The sequence below is a fragment of the Zoogloea sp. 1C4 genome (assembly GCF_009469605.1).
Lineage (GTDB): Bacteria > Pseudomonadota > Gammaproteobacteria > Burkholderiales > Rhodocyclaceae > Zoogloea > Zoogloea oryzae.
On sequence record NZ_SSXU01000008.1, the window covers coordinates 125,460 to 139,503 of the forward strand.

Annotated in this window: 17 protein-coding genes; 12 read left to right on the plus strand and 5 right to left on the minus strand. The window is 66.8% G+C overall.

Features of this window, described 5'->3' with window-relative positions:
* Positions 1 to 101 precede the first annotated feature (101 nt).
* On the plus strand, positions 102 to 800 hold the full coding sequence (locus GH681_RS12100; RefSeq protein WP_153161736.1) for a cytochrome b/b6 domain-containing protein: 699 nt from the start codon (positions 102 to 104) through the stop codon (positions 798 to 800).
* Positions 801 to 861: 61 nt separating this feature from the next.
* Here the strand turns inward: GH681_RS12100 and GH681_RS12105 are convergent, their stop codons facing one another.
* The 3 genes from GH681_RS12105 to GH681_RS12115 all read right to left on the minus strand — a co-directional run bounded on the left by GH681_RS12105 (position 862) and on the right by GH681_RS12115 (position 2,598).
* Positions 862 to 1,329, minus strand: coding sequence for a cytochrome c (locus GH681_RS12105; RefSeq protein WP_153161737.1), 468 nt, complete (start codon positions 1,327 to 1,329; stop codon positions 862 to 864).
* An 85-nt stretch (positions 1,330 to 1,414) separates the two neighbouring features.
* Positions 1,415 to 1,990: a DUF3365 domain-containing protein gene (locus GH681_RS12110; RefSeq protein WP_153161738.1), complete on the minus strand. Its 576-nt coding sequence runs from the start codon at positions 1,988 to 1,990 to the stop codon at positions 1,415 to 1,417.
* A 50-nt stretch (positions 1,991 to 2,040) separates the two neighbouring features.
* Positions 2,041 to 2,598, minus strand: coding sequence for a DedA family protein (locus GH681_RS12115; RefSeq protein ID WP_153161739.1), 558 nt, complete (start codon positions 2,596 to 2,598; stop codon positions 2,041 to 2,043).
* A gap of 189 nt (positions 2,599 to 2,787) precedes the next feature.
* Here GH681_RS12115 and GH681_RS12120 point away from each other — a divergent pair, with 189 nt between their 5' ends.
* Positions 2,788 to 3,024 carry a DUF2789 domain-containing protein gene (locus tag GH681_RS12120; RefSeq protein WP_153161740.1) on the plus strand — a complete coding sequence of 79 codons (237 nt, stop codon included), beginning with the start codon at positions 2,788 to 2,790 and terminating at the stop codon, positions 3,022 to 3,024.
* On the opposite strand, the gene GH681_RS12125 is transcribed toward GH681_RS12120, so the two are convergent.
* Complete coding sequence (locus tag GH681_RS12125) at positions 3,025 to 4,248, minus strand: HD-GYP domain-containing protein (protein WP_153161741.1); 1,224 nt, start codon at positions 4,246 to 4,248, stop codon at positions 3,025 to 3,027. It abuts the gene before it with no gap.
* Positions 4,249 to 4,406: 158 nt separating this feature from the next.
* Between GH681_RS12125 and GH681_RS12130 the strand changes: the two genes are divergently transcribed.
* The 4 genes from GH681_RS12130 to GH681_RS12145 are packed head-to-tail and all read left to right on the plus strand — an operon-like array spanning position 4,407 to position 7,565.
* Positions 4,407 to 5,231 (plus strand): undecaprenyl-diphosphate phosphatase, encoded by an 825-nt coding sequence (locus GH681_RS12130; protein ID WP_153161742.1) that lies wholly within the window; start codon positions 4,407 to 4,409, stop codon positions 5,229 to 5,231.
* On the plus strand, positions 5,216 to 6,154 hold the full coding sequence (locus GH681_RS12135) for a dienelactone hydrolase (protein ID WP_153161743.1): 939 nt from the start codon (positions 5,216 to 5,218) through the stop codon (positions 6,152 to 6,154). Before GH681_RS12130 ends, GH681_RS12135 begins: the two co-directional genes overlap by 16 nt.
* On the plus strand, positions 6,151 to 6,726 hold the full coding sequence (locus tag GH681_RS12140; protein WP_153161744.1) for a YqiA/YcfP family alpha/beta fold hydrolase: 576 nt from the start codon (positions 6,151 to 6,153) through the stop codon (positions 6,724 to 6,726). The genes GH681_RS12135 and GH681_RS12140 overlap by 4 nt, the downstream gene beginning before the upstream one ends.
* Positions 6,723 to 7,565, plus strand: coding sequence for a class I SAM-dependent methyltransferase (locus GH681_RS12145; protein ID WP_153161745.1), 843 nt, complete (start codon positions 6,723 to 6,725; stop codon positions 7,563 to 7,565). Before GH681_RS12140 ends, GH681_RS12145 begins: the two co-directional genes overlap by 4 nt.
* On the opposite strand, the gene GH681_RS12150 is transcribed toward GH681_RS12145, so the two are convergent.
* Positions 7,562 to 8,998, minus strand: coding sequence for a deoxyribodipyrimidine photo-lyase (locus GH681_RS12150; RefSeq protein ID WP_153161746.1), 1,437 nt, complete (start codon positions 8,996 to 8,998; stop codon positions 7,562 to 7,564). The two genes, GH681_RS12145 and GH681_RS12150, sit on opposite strands and share 4 nt — an antisense overlap.
* 79 nt (positions 8,999 to 9,077) lie before the next feature.
* On the opposite strand from GH681_RS12150, the gene GH681_RS12155 reads away from it, so the two are divergent.
* The 6 genes from GH681_RS12155 to GH681_RS12180 all read left to right on the plus strand — a co-directional run bounded on the left by GH681_RS12155 (position 9,078) and on the right by GH681_RS12180 (position 14,026).
* Positions 9,078 to 9,644, plus strand: a complete 567-nt coding sequence (locus GH681_RS12155; RefSeq protein ID WP_153161747.1) for a YqgE/AlgH family protein — start codon at positions 9,078 to 9,080, stop codon at positions 9,642 to 9,644.
* Positions 9,641 to 10,069, plus strand: a complete 429-nt coding sequence (gene ruvX, locus GH681_RS12160) for a Holliday junction resolvase RuvX (RefSeq protein WP_153161748.1) — start codon at positions 9,641 to 9,643, stop codon at positions 10,067 to 10,069. Before GH681_RS12155 ends, ruvX begins: the two co-directional genes overlap by 4 nt.
* On the plus strand, positions 10,056 to 10,556 hold the full coding sequence (gene pyrR / locus GH681_RS12165) for a bifunctional pyr operon transcriptional regulator/uracil phosphoribosyltransferase PyrR (protein WP_153161749.1): 501 nt from the start codon (positions 10,056 to 10,058) through the stop codon (positions 10,554 to 10,556). Before ruvX ends, pyrR begins: the two co-directional genes overlap by 14 nt.
* Positions 10,549 to 11,508, plus strand: a complete 960-nt coding sequence (locus tag GH681_RS12170; protein WP_153161750.1) for an aspartate carbamoyltransferase catalytic subunit — start codon at positions 10,549 to 10,551, stop codon at positions 11,506 to 11,508. Before pyrR ends, GH681_RS12170 begins: the two co-directional genes overlap by 8 nt.
* Before the next feature lie 17 nt (positions 11,509 to 11,525).
* Positions 11,526 to 12,806, plus strand: coding sequence for a dihydroorotase (locus GH681_RS12175; RefSeq protein WP_153161751.1), 1,281 nt, complete (start codon positions 11,526 to 11,528; stop codon positions 12,804 to 12,806).
* 242 nt (positions 12,807 to 13,048) lie between these two features.
* Positions 13,049 to 14,026: a GGDEF domain-containing protein gene (locus GH681_RS12180; protein ID WP_194271221.1), complete on the plus strand. Its 978-nt coding sequence runs from the start codon at positions 13,049 to 13,051 to the stop codon at positions 14,024 to 14,026.
* The last annotated feature ends 18 nt before the right edge of the window (positions 14,027 to 14,044 follow it).

Genomic DNA, 14,044 nt, shown 5'->3' on the forward strand with positions numbered 1-14,044 from the left:
GTTATGCATCGCGCGAATGATACGTAAGCCGGCGCCGCCGTGGTCGCGCTTCGGGCGGCTCGTGTCAGAATTCGGAAAATTGATGGCTTGGAGAACACCTCATGAAAAGCGTTCGCGTCTGGGATCTGCCGCTGCGGATCTTCCACTGGCTGCTGGCCGCGGCCGTTGCCGCCGCGGTGGTCAGCGGCCAGATCGGCGGCAACCTGATGACCTGGCACGGGCGGCTCGGCATCCTGATCGCCGGCCTCATCGGCTTTCGCCTCGCCTGGGGCCTGGTGGGCTCGACCCATTCGCGCTTCGCCAGCTTCGTGCGTGGCCCCGGCGCGATCCTCGCCTACCTGCGCGGCGACTGGCGCGGGCTGGGCCACAATCCCCTCGGCGCCCTGTCGGTGCTGGGGCTGATCGGCGCGGTCGGGCTGCAGACCGCCGGCGGCTTGTTCGGCAACGACGACATCGCCTTCCAGGGGCCGCTCTACAACCTCGTTTCCAAGGAAATCAGCGACTGGATCACCGGACTGCACCGCAAGGGCTTCTGGCTCGTCGGCCTGCTGGTGGCCCTGCATCTGGCGGCGATAGCGTTCTACACGCGGGTGAAGAAGGAATCGCTCGTGGCGCCGATGCTCACCGGCCGCAAGGAAGTCGGCCCCCACGAACGTGATACCGAGCCAACCGGTGGCGGCCCCGTCGCGCTGATCTTCGCGCTGGCCGTGGGATGCGCCGCGGCGTGGCTCGCCAGTGGCGTCTGGCAGCCACCTCCGCCACCTCCGCCGCCTGCGCCGGCGGCCGCGCCAGCCTGGTGACGGATGTAAAAAGGGGCAGCCCGCAAGCTGCCCCTTCTGCTTTCCGGCTAGCGGAAAACGCTCATTCGTCCTTGCGGAACTTGTCGTGACAGGCCTTGCAGGATTCGCCGGTCTTGCCGAACTGGGCCTTGATCGCGGCGGCGTCGCCGGTGGCGGCAACCTTCTGCAGCTCGTTGGCTTCCTTGACGAAGGCCACGGCGAGCTTGCGCACTTCGTCCTGCTGCTGGAAGAACTCCGGCTTCACGCGGGTCTTCTGGCTGCCCACGTCCTTGTCGGTGCCCGGGCCATACAGCGCGCCCATGCCGGAGTTGGCGATCGCGGCGATGGCGTTGGCGGCGCCGGCCACCTGATCCTTGTTGAAGCTGCCCGGGTTGTCGATGGTCTGGGCCTTGATCTTGCCCATGTTCCAGGACATGAAGCTGTAGCCGGCCTTGCGGTACTTGATCTGGTCTTCCGGCTTCATCTGGGCGCTGGCACCCGCGGCAAGGCCCATGGCGACAACGGCAAACACCAGTTTGTTGATCTTCATCTGGCTACTCCCTTTGTAAGTTGAGGTGAACGGGGTGGGCGGATTATTCCACAAGAAAGCCGTGGTCATAGCCACCGGCGGCAGCTCACAGCGGACGCTTGACCGTCAGCCCGCCGCGGATCTGGCCCTTCTCGTAGCCGAAGGCCGTATCGTGGGGGTAGCTCTTCGCGAGCTGGCTCTTCAGGCTGGCCTCGATCTTGTCGGGCGCGCCGTGGCACTTCAGGCACACATCGCCCACGGGCACCGCGCGAATGTAGCGGTAGACCTGCTTGCCGTTCTCGGTGACGATCTCGCCGGCTTCAAGGGTTTCGATCTTTTCGCCATTGGCCGCGCGGATGTTGAAATCGGCCAGCTGGCGGGCTTCCCACACGTCCGGCGTGCCACGCTCGGGGTTGCGGGTGCGCAGGCTCACGCGGCGCATGTCCCAGCCGGTCTTGGCGGATTGCTCCTTCAGGAGCAGCGGGGCCTTTTCCTTGCAGACCGGGATGGCCTCGATGGCGCCTTTCTCGGCCACGGTTTCCTGCATCATCGCCACCACCTTGGGCAGCACGGGCAAGGCGTTCTTGCGGGTATCGGCCTTCAGGACGTCCAGATCCTGGGCGTGGACGGCGCCAGCAAGGACAGCGAGGGTCGAGGCAACGACGAACGAGCGACGGAACATGGGCGACTCCTTAAATCAGAATTCTCTAATATACAGGATATGTGCGCGTTTCAGCCACGATGATTTCGCCACATCCGCAGCGCGTGGACAACCAGGCCACCCGCCACCAGCACAACGAGCACCCCCTCCTCCACCTCCTTGAACGCCGGCAGCATCCGCTCGAGCACCTCACCAAAGGCATAGCCCGCTCCGCCGACTGCACCGGCCCAGATGCCGGCGCCCAGGAAATTGAGCGCAAGGAAACGGTACGTCGGCACGCCGCTCCAGCCCATCAGCACCGGGCCGGCAACCCGCACGCCGACCATGAAGCGCACGCCCAGCACGAGCGCGTCCTGATGGGCCCGGATCATCGTCTGGACGCGCGGCACAAGCCGGCGGATCGACGCAAACCGATCGATCAGCGTCGCCCCATGCCGCCGCCCCAGCCAGAACCAGAACTGATCGCCCGCAAAGCTCGACGCCAGCGCGACCGCCATCACCCACGGCAGGTCGAGCATCCCGCGATGGGCGGCATAGCCCGCCATCAGCAGCACGGTTTCACCTTCGAGCACACACCCGACCGCCACCGCCAGATAGCCGTAGTGGGCAACAAGATCACTGAGTGTCATGAGATATCGAGAAAGGCACTGGCGCCAAGTGGGCAACGGCCAGATCAGGGTGCCGCGCAAGGAAACTTATCGCGGCCCCGGGGCCACAAAGAGTTTACCCGGGTTCATAAGGTACACCACGTGGCCCGGGCCGACATTTCCCTGCCGCCTTCGGGCAGATCCAGTGCAACACCACCCAGGAGCCCCCAGATGGAATCCCAGACCCACACCATGACCAATCTCTTCGCCCAGCTCGGTCTGCCCGACGACACGGCCTCGATCGACGCGTTCATCACGGCCCATGCGCCCCTTCCCCACGACAAGCGTCTGGCCGACGCGGATTTCTGGACGCCCGCCCAAGCCGCCTTCCTGCGGGCCGAGCTGGCCGAAGATGCCGACTGGAGCGCGGTGGTGGACAGCCTCGACGCCCGCCTGCGCCACGGCTGATCAGGCCACTAGCAGAAAGCGGGCCGGATCGACGCCCCAGCGGTCCGGCGCCTCGGCCGACACGATGCGGTCACCGCCGCCGCTGCCGAGCCGCCGCGAGAGGTCCACGACCTCAGGTTTGATGTAAGCGTTCGAGCGGGTGCTGAAGAACACCCGCAGTCGCGGCGTAAGCAGGTTGGATTCGTTCTGCTCGATCACCACGCCGAGCCGCCCGGATTCCAGCCGCACCAGGCTGCCCACCGGGTAGATCCCCACGCAGCGCATGAAGGCCTGCAGCAGCTTCTGGTCGAAGTGCGCGGCGCTCCATTCCCACATCTTGCGCAGGCCCTCGGCGGCCGGCATGCCCTTGTGATAGCAACGGTCGGCGGTGATGGCGTCGTACACATCCACGATGGCCGCCATCCGCGACATGGACGAGATCGCATCGCCGGCCAGACGATCGGGGTAGCCGCTGCCATCCAGGCGCTCGTGGTGGTGGCGGGTGATGTCCAGCGGCACCGGGCCGATGCCCGGCGTCTCCAGCAGCGTGGCGTGGCCGTCGCCGGGGTGGCGCTTGATGAGCTCGAACTCCCCATCGGTCAGCCGGCCCGGCTTGTTGAGCACCTCGTCCGGCACCTTCATCTTGCCGATGTCGTGGAGCAGCCCGCCGATCCCGCCCTGACGCAGGTCATCCCCCTCCAGCCCGAGCGACCGCCCGAAGGCGATCATCAGCGTGCACACGCTTACCGAGTGCAGAAAGGTGTAGTCGTCCTTGTTCTTGATGCCGATGAGCCCCATCAGCGCACCGCCGTTACGCAGCACCGAACCCGTGATCGCCTCGACGACCGGCTCGGCATCCTCCAGCGACACCGCCTTGCCCAGCCGCACATCGCTCATCATCGAGCGCACCACCCGATGGGCCTGGTCGTGCACCTTGCGGGCGCGCTGGATTTCCTCGTGGACCGAAACCCGCATCGGCACATCGACGGGCGTCGCCAGCGCAGCGACGATCTCCTGCTCGACCGCCGCCCGCACTTCGGCGACGGGCACCGCGTCCTGGTCGTCCAGGCCCCGTTCGGTATCGATATAGACATGCTGGACGCCGGACTCGACGATACGCCGCAAGTCGTCGTCGCCGTCGAGCCTGAAACGTGAGCGCCAGAATGGATGGGACATCCAGTCGCCGCAGAACTCGTGAATGAACATGCCAGGCCGGAGCCGGGCTACCGCAATTTTTTTCAGCATCAGGGGCGAACATTTGGAATAGCTACTCGGGATGTATCGGCACCGGACGCCACGTCTTGAACTGGTGTTCGTGACGGATTCACACACCCCGCTACCGGCGCTTAAATATTCGCCGGCTATAATGCCGACTCTTTTAGCATCGAAAACTCTATCGTTCCATGGACATCATCCTGCTCCTCAAGGCGCTGATCCTCGGCGTGGTCGAAGGTCTGACCGAATTCCTGCCGATCTCCAGCACCGGTCACCTGATCCTCGCCGGCGACCTGCTGAACTTCAACGACGACCGGGGCAAGCTGTTCGAGATCGTCATCCAGTCGGGCGCGATCCTTGCGGTGGTGTGGGAATACCGCGCGCGCCTCGCCGCCACCTTCGCCGGCCTTGGCCGCGTGCGTGAGGCCAACCGGCTGGTGCTCAACCTGTTCATCGCCTTCCTGCCCCTGGCCGTGCTGGGCCTCGCCTTCGGCAAGGCCATCAAGGCCCACCTGTTCGCCCCGATCCCGGTGGCCACCGCCTTCATCGTCGGCGCCTTCGTCATCCTGTGGGCCGAGCGCAAGAATCACAGCGTGCGGATCGAAACGGTGGACGAAATGCGCCCGATGGACGCCGTGAAGATGGGCATCGCCCAGGCCTTCGCGCTGATCCCCGGCACCTCCCGCTCGGGCTCGACGATCATCGGCGGCATGCTGTTCGGCCTGTCCCGCAAGGCCGCCACCGAGTTCTCGTTCTTCCTCGCCATCCCCACCCTGGGCGTCGCCACGGTGTATCAGGTCTACAAGGAGCGCGCCCTTCTCAGCGCCGACGACCTGGGCATGTGGATCGTCGGCTTCATCTCGGCTTTCGTCTCCGCCTTCCTGTGCGTGCGCTGGCTGCTGCGCTACATCTCCAGCCACGACTTCGTGCCCTTCGCCTGGTATCGCATCGCCTTCGGCATCGTCGTGCTGACCACCTGGCATTTCGGCCTCGTGGAATGGACGGCCCACTGATCGACCCCGCAGCCGTCGGCCCATGGCGGGTCACCACCCGCCACACCGACCTGCACGACACCCGGCGGGCGCGCACCCTGCCGATCAAGCTCTACCTGCCCGACACGCCCGCACCCCGCAGGCTGATCCTTTTCTCCCACGGGCTCGGTGGCTCCCGCGAAGGGGGTAGCGCGTGGCTCGGCCACTGGGCCAGCGACGGCTACCTGGTTCTGGCGATGCAGCACCCGGGCTCCGACAGCGCCATCCTCCGCAACAACTCGCCCCAGTCGCTGCGCAGCGCCTTCAAGGCGGCGATGAACCCGGAGGAGCTCACCCACCGGGTGGATGACTTCCGTTTCGTCCTCGAGCGCATCGGCCGCGACGCCAGCCTGCCCGACGCCGTGAATGCCGCCAGCGCCATCGGCCTCGCGGGGCATTCCTTCGGCGCCGTCACGGTGCAACTGATGGCTGGCGAGCGGCGTCCCACCCAGCCGCCCCATCAGCTCGACCCGCGCGTCCGCGCCGTGCTCGCCTTCAGCCCGTCGGCCCGTCAGGCCGATACCGGCCCCAGCCTCGACCACCGCTTCGGCCAGATCCACCTGCCTTTCCTCAGCATCACCGGCAGCCGCGACGACGGCATGGGCCTCTCCGACATCACCGCCGCCAACCGCGAAGTGCCCTATCGCCACATGCCCGCCGATGGCGGCAAGTATCTGCTGGTGTTTGCGGGCGGCAACCACCTGGATTTCGCCGGCGAGGCCAGCGAAGCCGAAGGCGCGATGTTCCGCATCCGCCGCGAACCCGCCGCCTTCCGCCCCCACATCCTCGCTGCCAGCACCGCCTTCTGGCACGCTCACCTGGCCGGAGATGCCGCAGCCCGGCACTGGCTCACCGACGACTTCCCCGCCCGCCTGCGGCCCGACGACCGCTTCGAACACAAATGATCATCTACCTCCACGGCTTCCGCTCCGGCCCGCAAAGCTGGAAATCCCTCAGTCTCAAGGCGCGCATGGATCAACTCGGCATCGGCGACGCCTTCTGGGGCGGGCAGCTGCCCGTCTCGGCCCACGAAGCCATGGCCCTTGCCGAAGCGCAGATCGCCCGCTCCAGCACGCCGCCCACGCTGGTCGGCAGCAGCCTCGGTGGCTACTACGCCACCTGCCTCGCCGAGCGCCACGGGCTCAAGGCCGTGCTGGTCAATCCCGCCGTGCTGGCGCCCCTGTCGCTGTCCGCCTACGTCGGCACCCAGACCCACATGTACACCGGCGAGGCCTTCGACTTCACCCTCGACCACGTGGAGCAATTGCGCGCCATCGAGCCAACCGCCATCACCCGTCCCGAACGCTACTGGCTGATGGTCGAGACCGGCGACGAGGTGCTCGACTACCGCCACGCGGTGGCCCGCTATGCCGGCGCACGGCAGACGGTGCTGGAAGGCGGCGACCACAGCTTTACACAATGGGACAACTATCTTGACCTAATTCTGGCCTACGCCGGACTGCAGCCCACACCATGACCACGCCCGACAACTTCGACGCCCGCCGCTTCAAGGCCCTGGAGCGCAGCGGCTTCAACCGCATCGCCGCCCGTTACGCCGACGGCGCCCCGCTGCGCGCCGGCCTGCAGGCCGCGCTGCTTGAAGCCGCCGGTCTGGCTCCGGGTGAAAAGGTGCTGGATCTCGCCGCCGGCCCCGGCCTGCTGGCCCGCGACGCCGCCCGCCGGGTGCTCCCCGACGGCTGGGTGCTCGCCAGCGACATCGCCGAGAACATGCTCGCCGAAGGTCAGCAGCGGGCCACCGCCGAAGGCCTGCCCGATCTCCTCGCCGCCGCCTGCGACGCCGAACACCTGGCTTTTGCCGATGCCAGCGTGGATGTGGCGCTGATCGGCCTGGGCCTGTTCATCTTTCCCGATCCGGCCAAGGCACTGGCCGAGCTTCACCGGGTGCTGCGCCCGGGCGGACGCATCGCGCTATCGGTGTGGGGCCCGCGGGATGCCGTGCCGCTCATCGCCCGCGCCCAGGATTGCATCGCCCGCCTGCTGCCGCCGCCCAAGGTGGCGCGGCCGACGGTGTTCCGGCTGGGCGAGCCCGAGGTGCTCACCACGCTGCTGGGCAAGGCTGGTTTTGGCGACGTGAGCATCACGCCACACACCTTCGCCTGCCGCTTTGACAGCGCCGACGATTACTGGCAGGCCTTCCTCGATCTGGCCGGCGGCGCGGCAGAATCCCTCTCGCGCCTGCCAGATGCGATGCAGGCCAGGCTGCGCGCCGCGGTAGCCGACGACCTCGCCAGCCACCGGGACGGCGACGGCTACGTGCTCGACTACACCGTGCTGGTCGCCACCGCCCGGCGTTAGTCCGCCGGCGGCTCCGCCGACTTCACCACGCCAAAGCGCGCCAGGGTGCGCTCCCGCGCCTTGGCGTGGTCGACGATGGGCGCCGGGTAATCCTTGCCGATCTCGCAGCCGGCCAGCTTCTGGTCGATGGGCGGCATGGTCCACGGCGCGTGGATGAACTTGTCCGGCACCTTGGCCAGCTCCGGCAGGTAGCGCCGGATGAAGCTGCCGTCCGGGTCGAACTTCTCGGACTGATTGACCGGGTTGAAGATGCGGAAATACGGCTGGGCATCACAGCCGGTGGACGCCGCCCACTGCCAGCCGCCGTTGTTGGCCGACAGATCGAAATCGTTGAGCTCGTCGGCAAAGTACTTTTCGCCCAGCCGCCAGTCGATGCCCAGATCCTTCGTCAAAAACGACGCCACCACCATCCGCAGCCGGTTGTGCATGTAGCCGCTGTGGGCGATCTGGCGCATCGCCGCGTCGACGATCGGGTAGCCGGTACGCGCCTCGCACCAGGCGGCGAAGAGCTCGGGCGCGTCATCCCAGCGCACCCGGTCGTACTCCGGCCGGAAGCTCGCGCCCACCACATGGGGGTTGTGCCACAGGATCTGGAAGTAGAAATCCCGCCAGATCAGCTCCGAGAGCCAGGTGTCGGCACCCTCCCCGCCGCGGGCGTGGGCGAGCCGGGCCAGCTCGCGGATCGACACCGTGCCGAAGCGCAGATGCACCGATAAATAAGACACGCCCTTGCTGGCCGGGAAATCCCGCCGCGCCTTGTAGCGGTCGATGCGGCGCACGAAATCGTCGATCAGCTTGCGCCCACCCGCCATGCCCGGCGTGATGCCGACCTCCAGCAGGTTGGTCGGCTCGAAGCCCATCTCGGCGAGCGACGGGATCGATTCGCCCGCCGGCAGCGGCGCCAGGTTTGCCGCGTACTTTTCGACCGGATAGGCCTTCAGGTGAAAATCAGTGAGCGCCGCCAGCCAGGCCCGCTTGTAGGGCGTGAAGACCGAGAACGGCGTCGCGCTCTTGGTGAGCACCTCACTCTTCTCGAAGATCACCTGATCCTTGAAACGCTCGAAGCCGACGCCCTGCACGCGCAGCCGCTCGGCCACGTCCTCGTCGCGGGCGATGGCGGCGGGCTCGTAATCTCCGTTGGCCAGCACCGCAGTCGCGCCCAGCGACGCCGCCAGCGCCGGGATCACGTCCCGCGCTGGCCCATGGCGGACGATCAGCCCGCCGCCCCGCGCCCGCAGCGCGGCATCAAGCTCGACGACGCTGGCGTGGATGAACTCCACCCGCCGGTCGGCTCGCCTCGGCAACGCGTCGAGGATCTCGGTATCGAAGACAAAAACGCAGAAGACCCGCGGAAATCGCTTGAGCGCGTGATAAAGCGCCGCGTGGTCGAAGTCGCGCAGGTCGCGACGGAACCAGACAAGGGCAGAGGACATGGAAACCGGGGCTGTGGAAGGGAACGCAAGACCGAAAAGTTGCCGCTACAATCGGCGACCTCGGCTTAGAATACCACCCGTGACTACGACCACCATCAACCTCACCGATCACTTCCTGATCGCCATGCCCGCCATGGCCGATCCGAACTTTTCGCGCACGCTCACCTACATCGCCGAGCACAACGAGAACGGCGCCATGGGCGTCATCGTCAACCGCCCGACCGACATGCGGCTGGCAACGCTCTTCGAGCGCATCGACATCCCCTTCGAGCAGCCTGATTTTGCCGATCTGCCGGTGTATTTCGGCGGCCCGGTCCAGGCCGATCGGGGCTTCGTGCTCCATCGCCCCGCCGGCGACTGGCATTCGACCCTCAAGGTGAGCGACACCGTCGGCCTCACCAGCTCCCGCGACGTGCTCCAGTCCCTCGCCAACAAGGGCGAACCCGGCGAGGTGCTGGTCGCCCTCGGCTACGCCGGCTGGTCTGCCGGCCAGCTCGAGCACGAGCTTGCCCAGAACGCCTGGCTCACCGTGCCCGCCGATCTTGCCATCGTCTTCGACCTGCCGCCGGAAGAGCGCCTCGCCGCGGCCATGCAACTCATCGGCGTCGACTTCGCAAAACTGTCCGACGTCGCCGGCCACGCGTGAGCACCCTGCTGTCCTTCGACTTCGGCCTCGCGCGTATCGGGGTGGCGGTCGGCGAGACCGAAACCGGCCACGCCCATCCCCTCGCGCCGATTGCCGAAGAAGCCAACGCCGCGCGCTTTGCCGCCATCGAAAAGCTCCTCGCCGAATGGAAGCCGTCCGCCCTCGTCGTCGGCCTGCCCACGCACCTCGACGGCTCCGAGCACGCCATGACCGTCCGCTGCCGGCGCTTCGCCAACCAGCTTCACGGTCGCTACGGCCTGCCCGTGACGCTGGTGGACGAGCGCCTGTCGTCGGCCGAGGCCGAAGGCCGTCTCAGCGAGGCCGGCCACCACGGCTGGCGCAAGCAGAAGCCCCGCCTCGACTCCGCCGCCGCCCAGATCATCCTGCTCCAGTACTTCGAAAGTGCCAAACATGCAGCTACCTGACGCCGAACACCTCATCGCCGAACTGGCCGCCGCGATGCGTCCCCACGTCACACCGGCCACCGCGCTCGTCGGCATCCACACCGGCGGCGTGTGGCTCGCCCAGCGCCTCCACGCCCTCCTCGGCCTGACCCAGCCCCTCGGCAGCGTCGACGTGAGCTTCTACCGGGACGACTACGCCGCAAAGGGCCTGCACCAGCAGCCCCAGGGCTCGAAGATCCCCTTCGACGTGGAAGACGCCCACATTGTCATCGTGGACGACGTGCTCTACACCGGCCGCACCACCCGCGCCGCCCTCAACGAACTCTTCGACTACGGCCGCCCGGCCCGGGTCGACCTGGCCGTGCTCATCGACCGCGGCGGACGCGAGCTGCCCATCGCCGCCCGCTTCTGCGCCCTCACGCTGCCAGAACCGCTGCCCGCCGGGCAAAACCTGCAACTCGAGCGCGACGACTCCGGCGCCCTCACCATGAGGCTGATCCATGCATAACCCTCAACTCAACAAGCACGGCGAACTGCAGCACCTGCTGACCCTCGACGGCCTGCCGCGCAGCATCATCACCCAGATCCTCGACACCGCCGCGCCCTTCACCGAGATGGCCGAGCGCGAAGTGAAGAAGCTCCCGCTGCTGCGCGGCAAGAGCGTCTTCAACCTGTTCTTCGAGAACAGCACGCGCACCCGCACCACCTTCGAGATCGCCGCCAAGCGCCTGTCGGCCGACGTGATCAACCTCAACGTGTCCACCTCGTCCACCAAGAAGGGCGAGACGCTCCTCGACACCGTGGACAACCTCTGCGCGATGCAGGCCGACATGTTCGTGGTGCGCCACGAATCCAGCGGCGCCCCGCACCTGATCGCCCAGCACCTGCAGAACACCGGCCGCGACCACATCCACGTGGTCAATGCCGGCGATGGCCGCCATGCCCACCCCACTCAGGGGCTGCTGGACATGTACACCATCCGGCACTACAAGAAAGAGTTCCACAACCTCACCGTCGCCATCGTCGGTGACGTGCTCCACTCCCGCGTCGCCCGCTCGCAGATCGCCGCGCTCACCACCCTCGGCGTGCCCGAAGTGCGCGTCATCGGCCCCAAGACCCTGCTCCCGACCGATGTCGAAAAGATGGGCGTGCGCTACTGCGCCACCATGCAGGAAGGCCTCAAGGACGTGGACGTGGTGATGATGCTGCGCCTGCAGAACGAGCGCATGAACGGCGCCCTGCTGCCCAGCCCGCAGGAATTCTTCAAGGTGTGGGGCCTCACCGCAGACAAGCTCGCCCTCGCCAAGCCCGACGCCATCGTGATGCACCCCGGCCCCATGAACCGCGGCGTCGAGATCGACTCCGCCGTGGCCGACGGCGGCCAGGCGGTGATCCTGCCGCAGGTCACCTTCGGCATCGCGGTGCGCATGGCCGTCATGAGCATGCTGGGCAGTCACTGATCTACAGGTTTTCGACCATGAACATCCACATCACAAATGGCCGGATCATCGACCCGGCCAACCGCCTCGACGCGCAGCAGGATCTCTACATCGCCGACGGCAAGATCGCCGGCGTCGGCCAGGCGCCAGCCGGCTTCACCGCCGCCCGCACCATCGACGCCAGCGGCCTGATCGTCGCCCCCGGCCTGATCGACCTCGCCGCCCGCCTGCGCGAGCCCGGCTTCGAATACAAGGCCACCCTCGAATCCGAGATGGACGCGGCCATGGCCGGCGGCATCACCAGCCTCGCCATTCCGCCCGACACCGACCCGGTGCTCGACGAACCCGGCCTCGTCGAGATGCTGTGCTATAGGGCCAAGAAGCTCAACCGCGCCCACGTCTATCCGGTAGGCGCCCTCACCATCGGTCTCAAGGGCGAACAGCTCTCCGAGATGGCCGAGCTGGTCGAAGCCGGCTGCGTGGCCTTCAGCCAGGCCAATGTGCCCATCCTCGACACCCGGGTGCTCGGCCGTGCGATGCAGTACGCCGCTACCTTCGGCTTCCGCGTCTGGCTGCAGCCGGTTGATCCCTACCTCGCCCGTGGCGGCGTTGCCCACGATGGTGAAGTCGCCTCGCGCCTCGGCCTGCCCGGCATTCCGGCCAGTGCCGAGATCGTCGCGCTGTTCACCTACCTGCGCCTCGCCCGCCAGACCGGTGCGCGGCTGCACATCACCCGCCTGTCGTCCGCCGAAAGCCTCGACCTCATCGAGCAGGCCCGCAAGGACGGTGTCGATGTGACCTGCGACGTGGCCGCCCACCATCTGCATCTGTGCGACATGGACATCGGCTACTTCAACCCCCACTGCCACGTGATCCCGCCCCTGCGCAGCCAGCGCGACCGCATCGCGCTCTCGAAGGCCCTGGCCGACGGCCGGATCAACGCGATCTGCTCCGACCACACGCCGGTAGACGACGACGCCAAGCAGGCTCCGTTCAGCGAATCCGAACCCGGCACCACCGGGCTCGAACTGCTGCTGCCGCTCACCCTCAAGTGGGCAGCCGAACACAAGCTGCCGCTGATCGACGCCGTTGCCCGAATCACCTCCGAGGCGGCAAAAATTGCCGGCATCGCCAAGGGTGGCCACCTGTCGGTCGGCGCTCGCGCCGACGTGTGCGTGTTCGATCCCGACACCTACCAGCTCATCGACCGTTCGATGCTCAAGAGCCAGGGCAAGAACACGCCTTTCCTGGGCCTCGAACTCCCGGGCAAGGTGCGCTACACCCTGGTCGAAGGCACGCTGATGTACGAAGCCTCATAAACGGGCAGACTGCCCATTTTGAGCACAACGGCGCCTGCGGGCGCCGTTGTTCATTCCGCCCGGCCATGAAGTTTTGGCCGCGCCCGCCGATAAGCTCAGGTGTGGCTAAAAAGGCCGCGGGCCGGACTGGAAAGCCGGAGGACACCTCTCCGGGCAGCCACCCGCCCCCCTTCAGGAGGATCAGAGTGATTAGCGGTTCAGTTGAACAAGCGGCGGAACGACTTCGCAAGGCAGTGCCGATCATGGTGAAGCACCAGATCCCGGTGACGCCGATCAACTACGCCCTCTGGTACACCTACGTCTCCAACGAAGATCCGACGCTCAACCAGCGCATCGACGAGATCGTCTCGGCCTACGGGATGATCCCCCTCACCAAGGCCGAGGACCTCTTCCGCGAACACGTCTCGTCCACCGGCGACATCGAAACCGCCCTCCATCGGATGAAGGACAGCTTCGAGCAGATGGTCAGCGGCATCGACCACGACCTCAACGCAACCCTCGCCGGCACCCGCTCGTTCTCGACGCTCCTCGACGAATGCAACCGCGACCTGCGCGGCAACACCACCGCCGGCGCCGGCAGCGTCGATGACATCTTCGGCACCCTCGACAAGCTGCTCCAGGGCTCCACCGCGATGCAGCAGAACACCTCGCGCTTCGAGCAGCGGTTGTCCGCAGCCAACGAGGAAATCCGGCGCCTGCGCAGCGAGCTCGAAACCCTGCGCCAGAACGCGATGAACGACGAGCTCACCGGCGTCTTCAACCGCCGCGCCTTCGATATGGAACTTGCGCAGTTCCTCGAGCAAAGCGACCGGGGCCCGGTGATCCACCTCGCGCTGCTCGATATCGACCACTTCAAGCAGTTCAACGACCGCTTCGGCCATCTCGTGGGCGATCGCGTGCTGAGCTTGGTGGGCAAGCAGCTGTCTGCCGCCACGCGGGTGGGGGTGTCGGTCTATCGCTACGGCGGCGAGGAATTCGCCCTGATCTTCTGCGGCGGCACCGCCCAGCAGGCGCACCAGCTGGCCGAAACCCTGCGCATCTCCATCGAACATCTGGTGCTCAAGGACAGTCGCACCGGCGAGCGGCTGACCAACATCAGCGCCTCGATCGGCATCGCCAGCCGCCAGCCTGGCGAAACCGCCGAAGATCTGCTCAGCCGCACCGACCGGGCCCTCTACGCCGCCAAGAACGCCGGCCGGAACCGGGTCGTCCAGGCCTGAGCAAGTACGCCACAAAAC